General features: G+C 43.6%; 16 protein-coding genes. 15 read left to right on the top strand and 1 reads right to left on the bottom strand.

Features of this window, described 5'->3' with window-relative positions:
• Positions 1–289: 289 nt before the first annotated feature.
• Both QME03_RS01645 and QME03_RS01640 read left to right on the top strand, forming a co-directional pair.
• The gene (locus QME03_RS01645; protein ID WP_281723262.1) at positions 290–1396 is read left to right on the top strand and encodes an MraY family glycosyltransferase; all 1107 of its coding nucleotides are present in this window, start codon (positions 290–292) and stop codon (positions 1394–1396) included.
• The gene (locus QME03_RS01640; RefSeq protein ID WP_273116965.1) at positions 1393–1965 is read left to right on the top strand and encodes a sugar transferase; all 573 of its coding nucleotides are present in this window, start codon (positions 1393–1395) and stop codon (positions 1963–1965) included. Before QME03_RS01645 ends, QME03_RS01640 begins: the two co-directional genes overlap by 4 nt.
• 264 nt (positions 1966–2229) lie before the next feature.
• Here QME03_RS01640 and QME03_RS01635 read toward each other — a convergent pair whose 3' ends face one another.
• The gene (locus QME03_RS01635) at positions 2230–2574 is read right to left on the bottom strand and encodes a WD40/YVTN/BNR-like repeat-containing protein (RefSeq protein ID WP_281723261.1); all 345 of its coding nucleotides are present in this window, start codon (positions 2572–2574) and stop codon (positions 2230–2232) included.
• A 1539-nt stretch (positions 2575–4113) separates the two neighbouring features.
• On the opposite strand from QME03_RS01635, the gene QME03_RS01630 reads away from it, so the two are divergent.
• The 13 genes from QME03_RS01630 to QME03_RS01570 all read left to right on the top strand — a co-directional run bounded on the left by QME03_RS01630 (position 4114) and on the right by QME03_RS01570 (position 21245).
• The gene (locus QME03_RS01630; RefSeq protein WP_281723260.1) at positions 4114–5100 is read left to right on the top strand and encodes a DUF4922 domain-containing protein; all 987 of its coding nucleotides are present in this window, start codon (positions 4114–4116) and stop codon (positions 5098–5100) included.
• A gap of 153 nt (positions 5101–5253) precedes the next feature.
• The gene (locus tag QME03_RS01625; RefSeq protein ID WP_281723259.1) at positions 5254–6585 is read left to right on the top strand and encodes a SpoIID/LytB domain-containing protein; all 1332 of its coding nucleotides are present in this window, start codon (positions 5254–5256) and stop codon (positions 6583–6585) included.
• 155 nt (positions 6586–6740) lie between these two features.
• Entirely contained in the window at positions 6741–8054 is a 1314-nt protein-coding gene (locus QME03_RS01620) for an MFS transporter (protein WP_281723258.1), read from the top strand.
• Between the two features lie 214 nt (positions 8055–8268).
• Entirely contained in the window at positions 8269–9831 is a 1563-nt protein-coding gene (locus tag QME03_RS01615; RefSeq protein WP_281723257.1) for a capsule assembly Wzi family protein, read from the top strand.
• Between the two features lie 77 nt (positions 9832–9908).
• Positions 9909–10325: a lipocalin-like domain-containing protein gene (locus tag QME03_RS01610; RefSeq protein WP_281723256.1), complete on the top strand. Its 417-nt coding sequence runs from the start codon at positions 9909–9911 to the stop codon at positions 10323–10325.
• Positions 10326–10723: 398 nt separating this feature from the next.
• The gene (locus QME03_RS01605) at positions 10724–13252 is read left to right on the top strand and encodes an SLBB domain-containing protein (RefSeq protein WP_281723255.1); all 2529 of its coding nucleotides are present in this window, start codon (positions 10724–10726) and stop codon (positions 13250–13252) included.
• Positions 13253–13274: 22 nt separating this feature from the next.
• Positions 13275–14312: a chain-length determining protein gene (locus QME03_RS01600; protein WP_281723254.1), complete on the top strand. Its 1038-nt coding sequence runs from the start codon at positions 13275–13277 to the stop codon at positions 14310–14312.
• Positions 14313–14317: 5 nt separating this feature from the next.
• Entirely contained in the window at positions 14318–15226 is a 909-nt protein-coding gene (locus QME03_RS01595; RefSeq protein ID WP_281723253.1) for an AAC(3) family N-acetyltransferase, read from the top strand.
• On the top strand, positions 15216–16553 hold the full coding sequence (locus QME03_RS01590) for an oligosaccharide flippase family protein (RefSeq protein ID WP_281723252.1): 1338 nt from the start codon (positions 15216–15218) through the stop codon (positions 16551–16553). Before QME03_RS01595 ends, QME03_RS01590 begins: the two co-directional genes overlap by 11 nt.
• Complete coding sequence (locus tag QME03_RS01585; protein WP_281723251.1) at positions 16550–17881, top strand: hypothetical protein; 1332 nt, start codon at positions 16550–16552, stop codon at positions 17879–17881. The genes QME03_RS01590 and QME03_RS01585 overlap by 4 nt, the downstream gene beginning before the upstream one ends.
• Before the next feature lie 253 nt (positions 17882–18134).
• The gene (locus QME03_RS01580) at positions 18135–19250 is read left to right on the top strand and encodes a glycosyltransferase family 4 protein (protein ID WP_281723250.1); all 1116 of its coding nucleotides are present in this window, start codon (positions 18135–18137) and stop codon (positions 19248–19250) included.
• A complete protein-coding gene (locus QME03_RS01575) occupies positions 19240–20034 on the top strand; it encodes a polysaccharide deacetylase family protein (protein WP_281723249.1) in 795 nt (264 codons plus the stop codon). Before QME03_RS01580 ends, QME03_RS01575 begins: the two co-directional genes overlap by 11 nt.
• Positions 20031–21245, top strand: coding sequence for a glycosyltransferase (locus QME03_RS01570; RefSeq protein ID WP_281723248.1), 1215 nt, complete (start codon positions 20031–20033; stop codon positions 21243–21245). Before QME03_RS01575 ends, QME03_RS01570 begins: the two co-directional genes overlap by 4 nt.
• Positions 21246–21271: the final 26 nt, after the last annotated feature.

Genomic DNA, 21271 nt, shown 5'->3' with positions numbered 1-21271 from the left:
TCCAATAAATGCAAACAAGAGTAACCCATAGTGTTGTGTGAGAGCCCATACCCAGTAAATAAAGATAACCCAACAATCAATTCACCAACGAATGAACACTCAACAGCAAACTAACAACATGCCCCAATGTCCCCGTTACACATTCTCCCAACGGCACTTGATATTTTAAAAGCAACACAACCCTAAAACATCGCACAACTGTAAAATATCATGAAAATAACACTTTATTTTCCTTTTACATGCAATATAATTGAAAAAAGGCAGTTTAACATAAATAAAGATAATAACTATGACGATATACGAAGCACTGGCAATAGCTGTTGCTTTTCTGCTTAGCGTATGTTTCGGGTTTGTTTTCATACCTGGAATATTAAATTTCTGCAAGGAGAAGAACATTTACGACATACCCAACCAACGTAAGGTGCACAAAACGCTTGTGCCCCGACTGGGTGGTTTGGCCTTTGTTCCTGGCATTACCTTGTCGATAATTGTGGCAGTTGGCGTGATGAGTGTAGGCTTCACCGAATCGAAGATACAAGTGAGCCTATGGAGCGTGGCCTTTTTGGCCAGCTTACTGCTGGTTTATGCCATCGGTGTTGTCGACGATCTTATTGGACTTAACGCACGCATTAAATTCACCGTGCAGATAATTACAGCCTGCACACTGCCCCTTTGTGGACTATACATCAACAATTTATATGGTTTTTTGGGCATCCACGAAGTGCCTTATTGGCTTGGTTTCCCCCTCACCGTGTTTGTTATCACCTTTATAGATAATGCCATTAACCTCATCGATGGTATCGACGGTCTTGCTGGTGGCTTGGCAATGCTCGCGCTCATGGGCTTTTGCTTTATCTTCGGCCATGCGCAATTGGTGCCTTACGCCATTGTTGTGGTGTCGCTTATTGGCGTATTGATACCCTACATGCGCTATAATATTTGGGGAAAAGCCGAACAAAACCGAAAGATATTCATGGGCGACTCGGGTAGTCTTACCTTAGGCTTCATCCTAGGTTTCCTCTTTGTTAAGTCGGCCATGCACAATCCCCCCCTTATGACTGGATCGCCAACGCGCTTTATGTTGGCCTATAGTCTGCTTATTGTACCTGTTTTCGATGTCGTTCGCGTAATACTCCACAGGCTTCGCACACGCCAACCTTTGTTTAATGCCGACAAAAATCACATCCACCACAAGCTCATACGCCTGGGAATGACCCAACACCAAGCCCTAATCTGTATTCTTGGCTTGGCCGTGGCATACGTGGCTGTAAACCTTTTGCTGTTTACTACAATCTCGATAACAACCATCGTTCTGATTGATGTTGCTGTTTTCACCGTGATGCAGCTATTGCTTACACGCAAGGTGGAGCGTAAAGAATTGAAAATTGCCGCATGAAAAGAATATTCGACCTCATTATTTCGGCTCTTTGCCTTGTGATTTTCTCACCCCTCATCTTGCTTTGTGCCATTGCCATAAGGCTTGACGATGGGCTACCCGTTATCTATACACAAGAGCGTATAGGCCGAAACGGCAAACCTTTCTTTATCTATAAATTCAGAACGATGCGCATGGATGCCGAAGAAAACGGGCCCATGATGCTTGAGGTTGATGGCGACGACCGCCTTACACGCGTGGGTAAGTTTCTTCGCGAGCATCATCTCGACGAGTTGCCACAACTTTGGAACGTACTTATTGGCGACATGGCGTTTATTGGTCCGCGCCCCGAACGCCGTTTTTACATCGACCAGATTATGCAAAGAGATGCCCGCTACGAACAACTTTACGCTCTTCGCCCCGGCGTAACATCTTATGCCACCCTCTACAATGGTTATGCCGATACCATTGATAAAATGCTTAAACGTCTTGAACTAGACCTTTATTACCTGCAACACCGCTCGTGGTGGATGGACCTACGCATCTTGGCTAGCACATTCTTAAAGATTGCTGGCGGGAAAAAGTTTTAAGCGCCTGCATACCGCATCTGTAAAAACCGCTATCTGAGACAGAATTTTAACTTATGTTGCAACATCAAGCAAAGACACTAGCCATCTAGCCGTATACAAGACACACCCAACCAAGGGCAATGTAACAGCAAATAACACCAAACTGCCCTCGCTGATTATTGATGTTGGCAAAAGCTAAACATTAAAATCTTTTCTCTAGATAAAAAACATTGGTTTATTGGCATTTTTACAATCAACAGACCAATTTATTATAAACACCATTATTTAGCGTGGACACCACGAACGCCCACTATTAACAGAATAATATAATCCCCTACTTGTTGTGGCCCACAGATTGGAGCCATCTGCAAAGATGTCGAAAAATGAGCCATAAGAAGTAAGAATGCAACGAGCCGACCACGTTTTACCACTGTTTTGTGAGCAATAAACACCCTTTGAGGTGCAAGCTAGCAATTCTCCTCTAAAGACACTAAGGTTTATAAACGTGCCTACCGAAGCATCGCTACAACGAGTGGTCCACGTGCAACCACCATTTGTTGAATACTCGATAATGTTTTTCAGACTATTGATGCGAATTACATCTCCGCCAAAGTTAATTAGTTGTGCCATGGTTGTGTCTCCAATGCCTACCCAGTTTTTCTAGGCTTTAATAGTAGATGTTTAGATGCGTTAACTGGCTGTGCTTATTTTAGACCAGCTATTCATGGTTGCCCCGTTTCAAAGAAGCACAAACCCAACCATTTCACAGCAATTGCCATAAACCACTTGTGGCATGTTCAAAGTGTTAGTACAGCAACCATTTCTCATAATAAGCACATCGCATTTGTTTGTTTAAAATACGCGTGAGAAATATCAATATCTCCCCACTTGCAAAGTTATAGAATTTTAAACAGAATACACAAATATTATCAGCACAAATTTACTGCTATTAACCTAATTAAGCCTTTAACTGCCATATTCTCATTAAATTTTTGAGGGATAAACAATTTTACATTAAACCCAAATGGGCATTAACCCTAACAACAATCGCACTTATTACGAATAGATGGCATGGCATATAAAATCTTAATCAACTATTGACAAAACAACCAACCATAATAAAAGATGCAAGATGAGACTATACCCAAAACAAAACACAAGACTATAGCCCTTGGTTTTAAAAACTCATCTTGTTCACTAACTTTGTTAATTTCGGTGTTTTTATTTTACAAAACACACTCTCCAAACAAGCCCCTTCTAGCAAAAAACAACGTTAAAAAACATGCTTTTTACTCCTTTTTCAGTCTTTCGTATTTTATTTTTACATCAATTTTGAGCACAGCAACTGCGTTTTGCACCATTTTGGCTTTCTATTTGCGCGTTTGTTCACCAATTTTCATCGGCCTAAAAACCACTTTTAGCAGCTAAAAGGCCTTTTAAAAACCGCATTTCAGCCCTAAAAGGCGTATATTTATGCCATCTACAACCCCTAAAAACCTTTCATAAATCGCAAAATATTGCATTTTATTCTGCGTTTTGCACCATTTAGTCTTGCGTTTTGCAGCAAATAGCACTGCATTTAGTAGGAGTTAGCATTGCGTTTTGCATGAGTTAGCACTTCGTTTTGGTGCATTTAGCGAGGCGTTTTGCACCATTTAGCCCAAATTCTTACCAAAAACACAGCTTTTTTCAACGAAAACCCGTTTCGTCGATATTTATTCGCAAACCATCTTTTTATTCAAACAAACCCTTGCGAGAATCGATTATTTGCGCGCCGATGGACATTTGGTGACAAAAAAGGCGCTCACAATGTTAAAATTTACACCGATTATTTTACACACAACAAACCATAAACAACTTAGAGCTTAAAATAACGGGATTACTAAAAAGAAATCCTTCAATTAAAAACACGCCAACCACTTAGTAGCGATAAACATTAAACATCAAAGCGCCTAACCCACCGAAATTCATCGAACACATGTTCACCCCAAACAAACACTTGCCAAAGACAATTCACCATCTAGACATAAATAAAAAGCCCCCCGATAATAACAAAAACCCATAATATAGGCATCGCTAAAATCGTTAATCTTGTATTGACTTGCATTTTTTACGTTTATTTTTTGTAAGTTTGCATTCAATAATAACTAAACCTGTATATTTACCAATATGGAAATGAACGATGGCCAAGGCACAACCAAAGCCACAGAGGTGCAAAGCGACAACACGCTGAACCATTTTTTTGAAGAACAACTACAAGCATGGCCCGACGCCAAGCAACGTTTTAACGACCTTAAAGGCGTATTGCTCAAGGCTGTTACTTGCGCAGGCATACCATTTTACGTGCAATGCAATCCTGCACGCCTTGTTTCAACGAGTGCAAAGATTGATAAGGCAGCACTGGCACAACGCCCATGCTTCTTATGCGAGAAGAATAGACCAGAGGTACAAACGCAAATACCCATTGGCAACGACTTTGAACTACTGGTTAACCCCTTCCCCATCCTGCCACTGCATTTCACCATACCCGCAAAAATGCACCAACCGCAACTTATTCGCGAACATTACGATAAGATGCGACAACTTCTTGACCGTTTCGAGCAACTCACCGTGTTTTATAATGGCCCTAAATGCGGTGCTTCTGCCCCCGACCACATGCACTTGCAAGCTGGTATGGGTAGCCATTTGCCCGTGCGCGACAACTGGGATATGCTTTACTCCAATCGCCAAACGTTGCTCGTGGCCCAAGATGGCGCTGAATTAGCAGCCCTCACTAATTATGCTTGTCCGGCATTTGCCATCATTGCCAACAATGCCGATACCGACGCGCAACTGTTTGAAACGCTTTACCAAGCCCTACCGCAACGTGAAGACGAAACCGAACCCATGTTCAACATCCTTAAATGGCGCCACAACAATATGTTTATCACCGTGGTAATACCCCGCGACAAGCATCGCCCTGCCTGCTATTCGGCCGAAGGAGATGCACAAATGCTTATCAGTCCTGGGGCACTAGATATGGGCGGACTAATTATTACACCACGTAAAGAAGACTTCGACCGCCTAGACACACCCCTTCTCGAGGCCTTATTTAAAGAGGTGGGCATGCCCCAAAACACCTTCGAAGAAGTGAAACAAAAGGTGGCCAACCCATAAAACCAACCCTACACCAACAAAAAAGATATAGACAACAACGAGAAAAAAGCCAATCACCTAAGCGCGACTACGGCTAGTAAGCCTCGTCTACGGCTTTATACGGACTATTCTCGTAGACCCCACAAATTAATAAACCCAGAAACGCAACACATCATGCAACTAAAATACAATGAAGCGCCCCAAGTATCGGTGGGCATCATGAGCGCAAAAGAGATAGATTTCGTGCTTAACGCAGCCTATAAAGTAAACGATAACGAAGCACAAGGCCAACAGAAAGTAAGCCTGAGCAATAATCATATTGTATGGAATGGAGAAGAATACACCCAATTAACCTTCCAACCCTGCCATGCAGAGGCCAATTTCTCGCTTCATAATGTTACCATTGGTGTGAATTTCCACTGGGAACAACAACAAACACAAACCTTTAAGGGAACATTACGACTGGTGATAGACGGAGACAAAATTGTGGCCATCAACCAACTATCGGTTGAAGACTATCTTGAAAGTGTGATATCAAGCGAAATGAGCGCCACCTCTAGTCCCGAATTACTAAAGGCTCATGCAGTTATCTCGCGCAGTTGGCTGCTTGCCCAGATACAAAATCGCGACAAGAAAACAGCTGCTTCGGCCACATCATCGGCATTCATGATGAACGAAAACGAGATTGTAAAATGGTACGACCGCGAAGACCACACGCTCTTCGACGTGTGCGCCGACGACCATTGCCAACGATATCAAGGCATAACCAAGGCCACTAGCAAACATGTGGCAGAGGCAGTGCAAGCCACTCGTGGCCTGGTGTTGTTATCCGACGAGGGTATATGCGACGCCCGCTTTAGCAAATGCTGTGGTGGAATGGTTGAAGAATATCGTTATTGCTGGGAAGACGAAGACAAACCCTACCTTAAAGTGGTGCGCGACAATGCCAACGCAACGGTAGACGTAGACCTAACCAACGAGTCAAATAGCGATGATTGGATACGCTCTAACCCCGACGCATTTTGTAACACCCACGATGCACGCGTACTTTCGCAGGTGCTAAACGACTTCGACCAAACCACAACCGACTTTTATCGCTGGCGTGTGGAATACACTCAAGAAGAAGTGGGACAGCTGCTCAAAAAGAAATTGGGCATTGATTTTGGGCTTATTACTGCCTTCGAACCGCTTGAAAGAGGGAAAAGCGGCCGAATATCGCGCCTTAAAATCGTTGGAACAAAACGCACACTCGTATTGGGAAAAGAACTGGAAATACGCCGCGCACTTAGCGAAAGCCACCTATATAGTTCGGCATTCGTGGTGGATGTGGCCGAACGCGATGCCCAAGGGCAGCCCCTACGCTTCGTATTTATAGGTGCAGGATGGGGCCACGGTGTGGGACTGTGCCAAATAGGCGCCGCCGTAATGGGCGAAAAAGGTTATCCTTTCCACGAGATTTTGGCCCACTACTATCCAGGAGCCGAACAAAAACGCCTCTACCCATAAACAACACAAAGGCGCGGGAGAAGCCTTGCAACAAGTGCTTCCCCACCCTTTGCAATAAAGCCAACACCAAAGGCAATCTGCACACAAAGCATAACGCCTAAAGTGCAAACAAACAATCCTGCTAAAGCAGGTGGTATCAAGCAACAACACCGCATATGACCACAGCCAAAGAAACCCCATGGAGATGGCTGCCTACAACCTATATAGGCACAGGAACGGCACAAGCCGCCATCGCCACACTTGCACTTTTGCTTTATAAGCAACTGGGATTGGGCAATGCAGAAATAACCTTTTACACGGGCTGGTTGTTTCTGCCTTGGCTATTGCGCCCATTGTGGTCGCCATTTGTTGGACTAATACGCACCCCCCGATGGTGGATTGTGGCCATGCAACTAATGCTTGGCGTGGCTTTAGGCGGCGTAGCATTCACCATACCCACAGCCCATTGGCTGCAAGGCACATTGTTTTTTCTAGTGCTTTTAGCCTTTGCTTTAGCCATTCACGAAACCGAAGCCGACATTTTTTACCACGACACCCTAGGAAAAGACATGCGCACGGGGTTAGCAGGTATGCCAGGCATATTCCGCTTGCTAGCCTTTATCTTTGTGCAAGGCTTCTTGGTGATGGTGGTTGGCAACTTGCAATTGCTTTATCGCAACAGCATAAGCCTGTCGTGGAGTTTGGTATTCTATTCTGTTGCAGGCCTTTTTATTCTTGCTTGGCTATGGCATCGCACAGCATTACCCACCCCTTACAACGAGTCTATCCACCTTCTACGCAAACAACAGCGATGCGAACAGATGACCGAACGATGGATGGAGGTAAAAGAGCAAGTACAAACGCTATTTACACAGCACACCCGTCAACAGCTGTTGGCCGTGTTCTTTTTCACCTTTATCTTCTTATTTCCCGAAGCACTCACTTCTAAGGTGGTGATGCTCTTTCTTGTTGATGCCAACCACAACGGCGGTTTAGGACTTTCGCCACAAGAATTTGGGTTGGCCTTTGGTACGGTTGGCGTTGTAGCACTTATTGCTGGCAGTTTGATTAGTAAAAATCTCATTACCACGAAAGGCTTGGCTACATGCATCTTGCCAATATCTGCAGCACTGTTGTTCACCAATGCATTCTATATTGCGCTTAGTGAGACGCAGCCAACGAGTTTGGGAGTCATCGCCATCAGCATTCTTTTGGGACAAATGGGCTTAGGAATGGTGCTAAGTGTTTTCCACGAGGCTTTGAAAACCTTAGCCAACAAACTAGCCCAGCCAGTGACGCTGGTGCTGCTCACTTCTGTTTTGGCCTTAGGTCAAATGCTTCCAAGCATGTTTTCGGGTGCGCTACAAGAGTGGTGGGGCTACAACAATCTCTTTCTTGCTGCCTTTATATGTGGTATTATCTCGCTAGCGGGATGCTTTTGGATAAAACCCATGCTACAACATGAACACAATGAAAACAAAAAAAAATAAAAACGGTTTGGAGTTTTTTAAACTAAAACTCACTGCAGAAGGTTAAAGAGGTATAGAAAAATAAGCCTATATCCTACACCCACAGACGAAAAAGGCACTATCGGCACAATATGCCAAGAAAAAAACAACCCAAGACTAGCGCCATAAGTCTATAAAAGCAAAATAATGCTAGAATAATGAAATAACTTCAAACATCGTGCGTTATAAATATAATATGAAACACAAATTCGCCGTATTAATTTGGGCATGCCTTACGCCCGCATTTGCCATGCAAGCGCAGGTGTGGCGCGAAACAAACGAACACGGAAAAATAAATTTAGGCAAAGACTTGGGCTACACAGTAGAAGCCCAAGCAACAGCCTCTAGCGGACAAACACCCCTTTGGCTCAATGCCAACAAGCACGGACTGAGTTCGCTTGAGAAAACCAACGCCTACCTTATGGCGGGCATCGAACGCCCACTATCTACCGACTCGGTGCGAAAATGGGCCGTGGGCTATGGCCTTAATGTGGCCCTTACGCATGGCTTCACAAGCAGACTGGTGGTAGACCAAGCTTTTGTGCAGGCACGTTGGCTCTACGCCACGCTCACCGTTGGCAGTAAACGCCATCATATGCAACTAAAAAATGAGACACTAAGCACAGGATCACAGTTGCTGGGCATCAACGCTCGCGCGATACCACAGGTGCGTTTAGCCTTAGAAGACTATTGGATGTTGCCCTTTGGCAATGGCTGGCTACACCTAAAAGGACATGTGGCATATGGTAAAACCACCGACGACAAATGGCAAAAGGAGTTTTCGGGCCAACAAAGTCAATACACCGAAAACGTACTCTTTCACAGCAAGGCTGGCTATTTGATGATTGGTAACCCCGAACGCTTTGCTCCCATGTCACTTGAGCTGGGATTGGAGATGGCTTCTACTTTCGGCGGAACATCTTACACACCACAACCAGATGGCACAGTGAAGACAATACACGGACGAACCGGACTAAAATCGTATTGGAAAGCATTCTTGCCAGGCGGTGGAGACGTGGGCGAAACAACCTATCAAAACGCCGAAGGCAACCAGCTGGGTGCATGGCTAGCAAGGGTAAATTATGATGCAGACACATGGCGGTTTTCTATTTATGCCGACAAATACTTCGAAGACCACTCGTCGATGCTACAATTGGACTACGATGGCTACGAAACAGGCGAAGACTGGTTGCAAAAAAAGAAGCGGAAATTTTTGATGTACGACTTTAAAGACTGGATGCTTGGAACCGAGTTGAGTTTTAAATACGGACGATGGATTTCGGGGTTGGTACTCGAATATCTCTACACCAAGTATCAAAGTGGGCCTATCTACCACGACCATACCGCTACCATTGCCGACCACCTTGGCGGACAAGACGAGTATTACAACCACTATATATACACGGGCTGGCAACATTGGGGGCAGGTAATGGGCAACCCCCTTTATCGTTCGCCACTCTATAACACCAATGGCAACATCAATGTAGCCAACAATCGCTTTGTGGCTTGGCATCTTGGCATAAGCGGACAGCCCACAGACGACTTGAGTTATCGCCTACTTGCCACCTACCAAAACGGACTTGGCACCTACGCTAACCCCTTTGAGAAAAAAGAATATAATGTAAGCCTTCTGCTTGAAACCCGCTATCAACTGCGCAATCAATGGCAAGTTACAGCAGCCCTTGGGGCCGACATGGGACGCATATTGGGCTACAAATGGGGTGCACAGCTAACCGTGGCCAAGAAAGGACTCTTTTAAATAAGACAAAGACAAACAATATGCAACAAATAATAACCAACATATATAAGAATAAGGGCATAACAACAATGACCCTTATGACACTTATAACACTGGCGTTTTTTGCTAGTTGCCAATTAGAAATGTCGCGTAACAAAAAGCTAGACGGCTATTGGCGACTACAACAAATAGACACCATCGGCACGGCTGGTGTGAACACAATAGAGGGCATGCGCATATTTTGGGCTTTTCAACATAAGCTGCTCGAGATGAAAGATATTAACGACAGAGTATCAAAATGCCTGTTGCGCTTTGAAAGAGAAGGAGACAGCTTGCTACTTTCGCAACCCTATCTATACGATCGCGAACATGGAGACCAGCCTATAATCAACACAGACGTATTGAAATACTACGGTGTAAACAGCCTGAACGAACATTTCAGAATAGACAATCTCACTAGTTCGCGCATGGTTCTTAGTTCGCGCAGATGCAGACTGCACTTCGTTAAGTTCTAAAGGCGTAACAACGCAACACCAGTGGATAACAAAAGGCAAAAATACGCATAAAAGAAAAGAATGCAACTTTTTCTTCGTACCTTTGCAAACCAAGCAAACATGGCCTATACATGCCACTTGCCTTACATCCACAAGCAACAAAAACAATAACAAAAACAATCTTAAGGCGAAAAGAATGTAATAAAACGCCTTTTCAAGAGTTTATAAAATGGCACTTAGGCTGCAATACAGTTCAAGCAAGAAAACATCTTTGCACACCATAAAGCGCCATCACAATCAGGACAAACAAAATAAACGTTGTGACAGAAGCCATAAAAGGTGCTGACAATAAATGCATCAGCCACAAAAAAAACTATGGCACAGACTGCACAATGAGGTAAAAAACATAAAAACGGGAGATGAAAAGAAGTGTTTTACTTGTGCTGCTAGTTACCCTTTGCTCGTTAGGGCTAAGGGCACAATCATCAATGACCGACTCGCAGGTGATGCAATTTGTGCTTAAAGAACACGAAGCAGGAACTTCACAAACGCAAATCGTAACAAAATTGATGCAGCGCGGAGTTGACATACAACAGATTAGGCGCGTGAAATCTGCTTACGAACGTGTGGCAAAAAACAAGGGACTGGGCCAGGTGAGTAACAATACCGACAAGGGCATACCCACGGAAGAAGGCCGTATGCGAAAAAACAACGGCGAAAACAAAAGCGAAACGAAAAACGACATGATGGTAAAGGGCGTGCAAATAAACGAGCGCAAACAACTATCCACCACACATAACAATACCGAACATAAGCAAATGATGCTAGAGTTGGACGAGTTTATGCCCGACTCGACCACCTTATTTGAACGTGAAAGACTAAAACTCTTCGTGGGCAAGATGCATAAAAAAGTGTTTGGACGAGATATTTTTAACCGCAAAGACCTCTCGTTTGAGCCTAACATGAACATCGCCACACCCCAAAACTATCGTTTAGGACCTGGAGATGCCGTGCATATCGATATTTATGGCGCATCGCAAAAATCGGAACAGACAACCGTTTCGCCCGATGGCGATGTGATAATTGAGGGATTTGGACCAGTACAGGTAAGCGGACTAACTGTTGCCGAGGCCAATGCTCGCTTGCGTTCAACACTAGGGGCGCGCTATAGTAGTTCGCGTGTACGCCTTACAGTGGGCCAAACACGCACCATCATGGTAAACGTTATGGGCGAAGTGAAACAACCCGGCACATATACGCTATCGGCTTTCGCGTCGGTTTTCCATGCCTTGTACATGGCAGGCGGCATTAACGACCTTGGAACACTTCGCAATATTAAAGTGTACAGGCAGAACAAACTGGTTACGGTGGTAGACATATACGACTATATACTGAACGGAAAGCTAACTGGAAACGTAAGACTAGCCGATAACGATGTTGTTGTGGTTGGTGCCTACGATTGCCTGGTGAACCTAACGGGTAAAGTAAAACGCCCAATGTACTACGAAATGAAACGTAACGAAAGCGTTGGAACACTGCTAAAATACGCTGGAGGATTTACTGGCGATGCTTATACCAAGGCTGTTAGACTGGTGAGAAAGACAGGACGTGAATACTCAGTGTTTAATGTAGACGAGTTCGATTTCAACACTTTCCATCTCGCAGATGAAGACTCGGTGAGTGTAGATTCAATCTTACCACGCTTTTCAAACATGGTGGAGGTGAAAGGAGCCGTGTTCCGCCCTGGAATGTACCAGGTGGGCGGTTCTATCAATAGCGTTCGCACGCTGATAGAACACGCAGAAGGCATTACAGAAGAAGCCTTTACGGCTCGCGCAGTGATGCATCGCATGCGCGCCGACCGCACCCTAGAGGTGATACCAGTTGACATCGAAGGTATCATGAATGGCAAAGTAGCCGATATCCCCCTGCAAAAAAACGACGTGCTGTTTGTTCCCACAAAGGGCGAGATGATGCAACAGCAAACCGTAACCATACATGGAGAAGTGATGTATCCAGGCATTTATAAGTTTGCAACAAACGAAACGCTAGAAGACCTGGTGTTACAGGCAGGTGGTTTGAAAGAGTCGGCCTCAACAACAAAGGTGGATGTGGCTCGCCGTATAGTAAACCCAAAAGCCCTTAGCACCGATTCTGTGATTTCGCGCACCTACACCTTCGCCCTAAAAGACGGTTTTGTGGTAGACGGAGAAGCAGGCTTTACGCTACAACCATTTGATGAAGTGTATGTTAGAAAAAGCCCAGGCTACAACATACAGAAAAACATCTCGGTGCAAGGACAGGTGATGTTTGTGGGAACCTACACGCTTACGAGCAAAAACGAACGTCTTAGCGATGCCATCAAGCGAGCAGGAGGCGTAACCGATTTGGCTTATATTCGCGGAGCGCGGCTAGAAAGACGCATTACCCCCGACGAAAGACTACGCATGGAAACCGTTTTGCGACTGGCAGACATGCAAAACGGCAAGAAAGACACCTTAGAGAAAGAACGTCTTGACCTTGGCGACACGTACTATGTGGGCATAGAACTAGAGAAAGCATTGGCAGAACCAGGTGGCGACGCCGACTTGGTGCTACGCGAAGGCGACAAACTCATTGTGCCCGAGTACAACGGAACAGTAAAAATTAGCGGCAACGTAATGTATCCCAACACCGTGGCCTACGAGAAAGGTCGCCGACCTGCATGGTATATCAACCAAGCAGGCGGATTTGGAAACCGAGCAAAGAAAAGCAACACCTATATCATATACATGAACGGAACCGTGGCTCGCATGGGGCATAATGCCAAAATACTTCCCGGTTGCGAGATTATTGTGCCCACAAAGCCCGAGAACAATGGTAAGACACTAACCCAATGGCTCTCCGTTGGAACAACAATGGCCGGACTAGCAACTTTGATAGCCACGATTGCGAATTTGATAAAGTAACAATACACATTATATAGACAATATGGAAAACGTGGAAAACGATAAGAATGTAGTAGACCTACGCTCGTTGTTCAGAAAGATATGGATAAAAAGGATAAGCTACACAAAAGTCTTGTCAATAACCTTTATCCTTTCTTGTCTGTTTATTATCGACTATCCTCGCTATTACGAAACGGATACAAAGCTTGCACCTGAAATAGAAACGCCTGGCAAGGGGGGAGCATTGGGAAGTATTGCGTCGTCGTTGGGAATAGACCTTTCGGATATACAATCAAAAGACGCCATCACTCCATTGCTTTACCCTTCGTTGTTGGAAGACAACAAGTTTGTTTCGAACCTATTTACGATTCCTGTTCAAACGTCAGACAAGTCTATCTACACCTCCTATTACGACTATCTCGCTAATAGGCAAAAGCAAACATGGTGGGAATATGCTCTGTTTTTCTTGAAAAAGAAAGAAGAGGTGTTGCCGAAAACAGCCGTTAACCCTTACAACTTAACAAAAGAACAAAGTGTTGTAATGGAACAGATACGCCATGCTGTAAAACTAAGTGTGGACTCGAAGAATGGGGTTATTACGATAACGACACAAGCGCAAGACCCCCTAATCTGTAAGACCCTTGCAGATTCTGTTAGGAATAAACTTCAAGCATTCATCACCGAGTATCGAACAACTAAGGCGCGCAATGACATGGAGTACTATAAAAGATTGGTGCAGGAGGCTAAACTGGCATATGAAAAGTCGCGTAAGCTATATACTAGCTACTCGGACGCAAACACAGATTTGATATTGGAGAGTTTCCGGGCAAAGCGAGAAGACTTGGAGAACGACATGCAACTTAAGTTTAACACGTATACCTCGCTAGCTACACAATTCCAATCGGCAAAAGCAAAAGTACAAGAAAATACACCTGCTTTCACCATATTAAAGGGTGCGACAGTTCCTCTTAAACCAGCAGGCCCCAAGCGTATGTTCTTTGTTCTAACAATAATGCTGTTGGTTTTCGTCGTGCAATCGCTTTGGCTCTTGCGAAAAGAACTTGGCAAACTATTTAATTGATTAGTATGGGGGTTTCCATAATAACTCGATTAGGCTTATTTGTTAAGGGTATAACTGGCATCAAGGACTTCTCTTTGCTGAAAAAGAAGACGCATAAGGAAATAGGGAAGCTGGTATACCACAAAAACTACACGGCTAATGACATCGTAAGAGAGATGCAACGGTTAGGAATGAAAAAAGGGAGTGTTGTTTGCATACACGCCTCAATGATGGAGTTTTATAACTATAAGGGCACAGCTGAAGAACTGATAACTGCCGTTATGAAAGTGCTAACTCAAGAAGGCACACTCCTCATGCCTGCATTTCCCGACCCTCTTCTTCAGAAAGATGCCAATTATATCTTCGACAAAGCGACAGCTCCAACCAAGGCTGGTTATTTGGCAGAAACATTTAGAACATTCCCTGGCGTCGTTCGCAGCATCAATGTGCAGCATTCGGTATGTGCATGGGGACAATATGCTGAATGGCTCACTAAAGACCACCATAAGAGCACTAACTGTTGGGATGAGCTTTCGCCGTGGTATAGAATGACAAAGCTCAACGCACTAGTGTTCTCCATCGGTCTTCCAAAGTTTTATATTGGTACATTCGTACACTGTGTTGAGGCCATACTGTATAAAGAACATCCTTATTGGGCACAGTTTTTCACAGAAGAGAAAACTTACCGCTACATTACGTCCTCTGGCGAAGTGAAAGAATACACCTGCCTAGAGGGAAATTTGGAGCGGAGGTCTAGGGAAGGAAGAATAATTAAGAAGTTTCCCACTGACTGTTATCAGCACACTAGGCTCTCTAACTTGAGTATTAAGGTGTTCCATTCAGCCCCCTGCTTGCAGAAAATGCTTGAATTGGGACGTAGAGGCGTCACCATATATTATGTGCCATCACCTTCAAAGTACAATTTTGAACAGTAAGTTAAACGACATACGGAAGAACAAAGCTTTTGGCAACATGCTAAAGCTCTCGTTTGGTAATATCATCATGTACATATTACCATTCTTGGTGACGCCTATTCTTTCGCGTTTATACGAGAAAGAAGATTTCGGTGAGTGGGGAGTGTTTTCTTCGTTCATATCGATTGTCACCGTTCTTATATTCTTAGGATATGAGAATGCCATAGTTAAGATAGACCGCCGAGAAGAAAAGAACATTGTTGCCCTATGTCTTTTGCTTGGCTGTTCAACCACGTTATTGATTGGTGCAACGTTTGTATTAGGGAAGTCGTTAGACATTTCCTTTTTCAATAGTTTTCCCTCGTTCACGTTGTTAATGGTATACTTGTTCTTTTTTATTCTATATACAGTATGCTATAATGTAATTAACCGACACGAACAGTACGCCACATTGTCTGTTAACCACATTATTCAGGGTGGTTCACAAGGACTTTTTCGTATCATGTTTGGAGTTATCGGCCTATCTGTCGTCAACGGACTGTTATTGGGCACTGTTCTTGCCCAAGCAATAACGGCTTTTTTTCTCGTCGCATTTGTTCTGATGAAAATCAAGATGCCCGAAACAAAGCCCATCTCGTTTCTATCGATGAGGAAATGCGCCATCGAGAACAAAAGTTTCCCTTTGTATGATGCCCCAGCAAGCGCATTGTCGTTTGCTGCATTCAACTTACCATTGTTAATTCTATCTGCCTTTTTCAGTCAAAGCGTCATTGGATGTTATTCCATCATACTTCAACTGTTACTCTTACCAATGTCGTTTGTCGGGTCGGCAGTAGGCAAGGTGTATTATCAAGAGATTTGTGACACTGAAGACGAGGACAAAATAAAACATGTTACTAAAAAAGTAGTTAATGCCACCCTCATGTTGTCTGCCATTCCAACCCTTTTTATCTGTCTAGGTGGCGACAAACTCATTGTGTGGTTCTTAGGTGACAAGTGGCACGAGGCAGGTAGCATGTCGATATGCCTATCGCTTTGGGCAATGTCTACAATCCTTACGCAACCGCTCATCCCCCTTTTTAGGAGAATAAATAAGCAGCACATACTTTTACGCTACGAACTGTTGTATTTCATTGTCGGTATTGGCTGCATTCTGTTTGCCTGCAATTACAGATACAGCTTTACAACCATACTGATTTCTTATTCCGTAGGATGCGCAACGATAAAGGCGCTCATGTTTAGGAAAGTGTTAGGACTTGTACATCTTAGTTTGTCAGACTTCATTAGAAGTATTCCTCTTTGTATCCTTGCACTTCTTTTTTTTATATTTCGCACATGGGAGTTATGAGAAAGGCGATAGGTTACATAATGGATGCGAACAGTTTGTTGGGACGTATGCTATGTATAACAGTATACATCCTGACCTATAATTTCATGTTCGAGCATTTTGTCTTTAAGCTGTTTTATTACATGGGCTTAGACTATATTGAAATGGAACCGCTACCAAAGATGTTGTGGATAACATTCTCAATCTTTCCCTTTACTCTGTATAAGGGCATAAAGAGTATGTCTTCTTATTTTTGCATTTTCTTGTATCTGTTGGTTTACATCCCATTTATACACGCTTTATTCGTCACCAACGGCATAGATGCTTACAGCCTTTATTCTTACACTTGCGTAATGTGTTTGTTTTTCATTATTTACTTTGGGATGGAAAGTTGGCGAAATCTTTTCAAACCACTAGAACTACGGCCTGCATTATCTTTTCGATGGATTGAAATCATCACCTTGATTATTACGGCTATTTTCGTGTCGTCGAGGATGAAGTCGATGCATTTTGTCAACATATTCACGCAATCTGATGTCTTATACGACTTACGCAGCCAAAATTCAGAGACCATAAACGGTGGCGGAGGTTTCATCGCTTATCTTCAAGGATGGCTTTCGGGCGCATTCTACCCATTCTTATTGGTTTGTTATCTGCGAGAGAAAAAATGGCTTAAGGCGCTTGCCATACTGTTCGGCTACATTCTCTTGTTCATGGTAGACATGCAAAAGATAACCTTCGTTATGCCCTTTGTCTTGGTTGCGCTCTATTTTGTCGTGCAACTAAAGCACGAAACCATATCCCAAAGACTGCATTCGCTTATAATTGTCACCACGGTAATAATATCATTTGCGCTTTATTTTGCCCAAGATAACGAGATTCTTTTTGTTGTTGGTGCAATTGTGCTTTTAAGAACTGTCTGTGTGGCGGGTTGGCTGTCTCAGTTCTACTTGCATTTCTTTAGTGAGCATCCCTATACGCACTATTCACACATCAACATTGTAAACGCCATAACCAACGCCTATCCTTATGACGTTCCGTTGGGTGTTGTTGTTGCACATGGAACGCAAAACGCCAATGCCAACTTCTTTTTAACAGATGGTATAGCGGCTTGGGGATTGTCGGGTGTTGTTATTATAGGTGTCTTCTTCTTCGTGTTATTACAATTTATCAACGCAATAGCGTTTAGGTATGAACTGAAAGATCTCTTCGTTGTTTTTCTCCCGACGTTGTCCTTTCTGCTTAACACGTCAATATTCACAACCTTGTTGTCTAGTGGAATGTTCATTCTGCTCATTATCCTGCTGATGGTGGAAAGTCCACTGGTCAAGAACAAAACACCCACTTAATCCACCCCATGCAATGACGAATGCTCTTTATTATCCTGTTGGACATAACGTTGGTTTTAGCCTCAACATCATATTGTTAATTCGCTTGATTACCAATAGTGTGTCTAGGAAAAGCTCTCTACTTGGGTCAATTAAGAGAGACTCCCTTATAGAAATTGCCCCAAAGTATGAGCAGCCGACAAACCTTTAAATGAAATCACCGATAACAGTGACTTTATACGTATAACAAGTTCTGCATACAACAAGTTAACAGATGGATACTTCCAAATCGCTTTGTCTTATTACAAACATAGGTTCACACTACCGTTTCCCCGTCTTCAGTGCGATGGCGAAAATATTTGCGTGCCATTTTTACTTGGGCAACAAAGTAGCAACACCAATAAAGAAGTTCGATTATACCAAGCTGGAAGGCTATCGCCAGACATTGAAAAACGTTTACTTCGGTCCGTTTTATTGGCAAAGGGGTTCGGTAAGGTTGCTTTTCAAGCCCTATCGTTATTATATCATCGACGGCGAACCCTTTTGTCTTTCGTCGTGGGCCATACTGTTGCTTGCAAAACTCACCCGAAAGAAAACCATTGCATGGACGCATGGATGGTATGGCAGAGAGGGAACAATAAAAAGACTGATAAAAAAGCTCTTTTTCTCCTTGCATTCCGCGTTGATGGTTTACAGCGAATACGCCATTGCCCTGATGCAGAAAGAGGGAATACCAAGGCGTAAGATGTATTGCATCGCCAATTCGATAGATTCGGACAACGAACGAGCCATACGAGAGCGACTTATCCACAACGACATCTATCGCAAACATTTCGTTAACGACTACCCTACAATTATCTATTGTGGAAGAATACAAAAGAGAAAAAAGCTAGAAATGCTGGTAGATTGCGCTTCACAACTTAAGCAAGAAGGTCGCCCCGTCAATATTGTTTTCGTTGGAAAAGATGTTGATCAAGTTCGTATCGACCAATATGCCGAAACCCAAAACGTAGCAGACTGTATCTGGATGTATGGCCCATGCTATGATGATGAGGTTCTTGGACAGCTGTTTTACAATGCACACGTGTGCGTTTCGCCTGGTAATGTTGGCCTCACAGCCATTCATTCGCTCACTTTTGGATGCCCTGTTGTTACCCATAACAACTTTGCTTATCAAATGCCAGAGTTTGAATCTATTCGTCAAGGCGAAACGGGTTCGTTCTTCGAACAAGGCAATCCGCAAAGCCTAAAGCGCGAAATTGAACGCTGGATATGTGTCGACTCCATCAAACGCAACGAAACAAGGCGTAAGGCTTTTGACGAAATAGATAGAAAATGGAATATTCATTATCAAACGGAAATTATTAGAAAGGTAATAAATGATGTATAACCCCAACCCTTCGCAACGTCTACGTGGCTTTGTTAGACAACAAGTGCTTAACGTTTTGGGGGCTTGGGCAACCCCCGCCCCAGGTATTCACATTCTGAATGGACACAGAATTGCCCACGAAAACGAGCCACACACTTTTAAAACCTTACTACAAGAGCTGTCGCAGAAGGTTTCTTTCATCAAAATTGAGGAGGCTGTAGAGCGCATAATGCGCAAAGAACAGCCCCACAAACCGCTTGTGGCATTCACTTTCGACGATGGATTTATGGAGTGTTACGACATCTTTGCTCCACTCTTGGAGGAGTTTGGCACTAACGCACTCTTCTTTGTGAACCCCAACTATGTGGATGGAGACGCTTCTTACATCGAAAATTTTAATAATCATGTTGTTCTTACCGAAGGAAAGACGCCTTTGCGATGGTCGCATCTAAAGGAACTGGCCAAACGTGGGCACATCATTGGTGCCCACACCATGGACCATTACATGATTAATACCAACGATGAGCAAACGCTTCGCTACCAAATAGAGAATTGTAAATCGGTGATTGAGCAACAAATTCAACAGCCTTGCAACTTTTTTGCCTTTCCCTATGGTAGACTTACGCATGCTAACCAACTGTCGATAGACATTGCATGCAATACCTATAAGCATGTGTTCTCTCAATCGAACTACAAACATTACTTTTCCTTTAATGGTAAAGTAATCAATCGTAGACATTTCGAACCATTCTGGCCTATTAATCATATCACCTATTTCATCAGTTGCAACAAAACCTACAAATGAGAAAATTGCTGCAAATAAACATCACTGCCAACTGGGGTTCTCATGGAAAAATTGCTGAAGGAATCGGAATGGCTGCTATAAAACAAGGTTGGCAAAGTTTCATCGCTTACGGAAGATGGGCCAACCCCAGTGCGTCTAATCTCTTTCACATTGGTAGTAGATGGGATGAAATGCACCATGCCATTAGCTCGCGACTGTTTGACAATCACGGTCTGATGTCTAAAAAGGCTACAGCAGAATTGATTCAATACGCAGAAAGAATAAAACCCGACATCGTACACTTGCACAACATTCACGGTTATTATCTTAATTATCCGCTATTATTTCAATATCTTGCCCAAAACAACATTCCTGTGGTTTGGACTCTACACGACTGTTGGACCTTTACCGGGCACTGTGCCCATTACGAATATTGCGGATGCGAACAATGGAAAACTCACTGTTTGAAGTGTCCTCAAAAGCATGCTTACCCCAAAAGTTGGCTAACCGATCGTTCGTATCGCAACTTCGAACAGAAGAAAGAAACATTCTTATCACTCAAACACCTAACACTTGTCCCCGTAAGCCAATGGTTACAACGACAGTTACAGCAGTCGTTTTTCAAGCACACACCCACACACCTTATATATAATGGTATTGATACGGATGTTTTTAGCAAACAAACGGAAGTAAACTGGATTAAAAAGAAATACGCCATCCCTGAACATTGCGCCATCGTTTTGGGCCTAGCCTCCAATTGGTACCGAAAAGGTTTGCCCGACTTTCTTCAACTCGCATCACTCTTGCCCCCATCCATTCGTATTGTTCTTGTTGGATTAAGTAAGTCTGAACAACAATTAGCAGCACAAGCTGGCATTATTGCTATCAATAGAACAGACAACATTCAAGAGCTTTGTGCACTGTATTCTGCAGCAAATGTATATTTCAATCCCACCTGGGAAGACACATTTCCCACAACCAATCTCGAAGCAATGGCATGCGGAACACCTGTGGTGACCTACAAAACAGGGGGGAGCACAGAAGCTATAACACTCGAAACTGGGGCTATTATAGAAAAAGGTGACATACAAACAGCTGCCATCGAGATAGGACGCCTATGCCAACAACCCGCCTCAACTTTCGAAGATGTTTGTAGACAACACATTGTACGGTATTTCAACAAAGAAGAACGCTTTTTAGAATACCTCAACCTTTATGCACAATATCTATAAATTGAGTGATTGCTGTAGGCTAAAAT

The organism is Hoylesella shahii (assembly GCF_937990675.1).
Taxonomy (GTDB): Bacteria; Bacteroidota; Bacteroidia; order Bacteroidales; family Bacteroidaceae; genus Prevotella; species Prevotella shahii.
The sequence above is the reverse complement of the archived record's forward strand: the minus strand, read 5'-3'. Positions and strand labels throughout refer to the sequence as shown.

Bases quoted from the DNA above. Each gene is read 5' to 3' on its own strand.
- QME03_RS01595 (WP_281723253.1), top strand. From the start codon at position 14,318: ATGGGGGTTTCCATAATAACTCGATTAGGCTTATTTGTTAAGGGTATA.
- QME03_RS01585 (WP_281723251.1), top strand. From the start codon at position 16,550: ATGAGAAAGGCGATAGGTTACATAATGGATGCGAACAGTTTGTTGGGA.
- QME03_RS01605 (WP_281723255.1), top strand. From the start codon at position 10,724: ATGAAAAGAAGTGTTTTACTTGTGCTGCTAGTTACCCTTTGCTCGTTA.
- QME03_RS01615 (WP_281723257.1), top strand. From the start codon at position 8,269: ATGAAACACAAATTCGCCGTATTAATTTGGGCATGCCTTACGCCCGCA.
- QME03_RS01610 (WP_281723256.1), top strand. From the start codon at position 9,909: ATGACACTTATAACACTGGCGTTTTTTGCTAGTTGCCAATTAGAAATG.
- QME03_RS01625 (WP_281723259.1), top strand. From the start codon at position 5,254: ATGCAACTAAAATACAATGAAGCGCCCCAAGTATCGGTGGGCATCATG.
- QME03_RS01575 (WP_281723249.1), top strand. From the start codon at position 19,240: ATGATGTATAACCCCAACCCTTCGCAACGTCTACGTGGCTTTGTTAGA.
- QME03_RS01645 (WP_281723262.1), top strand. From the start codon at position 290: ATGACGATATACGAAGCACTGGCAATAGCTGTTGCTTTTCTGCTTAGC.
- QME03_RS01600 (WP_281723254.1), top strand. From the start codon at position 13,275: ATGGAAAACGTGGAAAACGATAAGAATGTAGTAGACCTACGCTCGTTG.
- QME03_RS01620 (WP_281723258.1), top strand. From the start codon at position 6,741: ATGACCACAGCCAAAGAAACCCCATGGAGATGGCTGCCTACAACCTAT.
- QME03_RS01630 (WP_281723260.1), top strand. From the start codon at position 4,114: ATGGAAATGAACGATGGCCAAGGCACAACCAAAGCCACAGAGGTGCAA.
- QME03_RS01640 (WP_273116965.1), top strand. From the start codon at position 1,393: ATGAAAAGAATATTCGACCTCATTATTTCGGCTCTTTGCCTTGTGATT.
- QME03_RS01580 (WP_281723250.1), top strand. From the start codon at position 18,135: ATGGATACTTCCAAATCGCTTTGTCTTATTACAAACATAGGTTCACAC.
- QME03_RS01570 (WP_281723248.1), top strand. From the start codon at position 20,031: ATGAGAAAATTGCTGCAAATAAACATCACTGCCAACTGGGGTTCTCAT.
- QME03_RS01635 (WP_281723261.1), bottom strand. From the start codon at position 2,574: ATGGCACAACTAATTAACTTTGGCGGAGATGTAATTCGCATCAATAGT.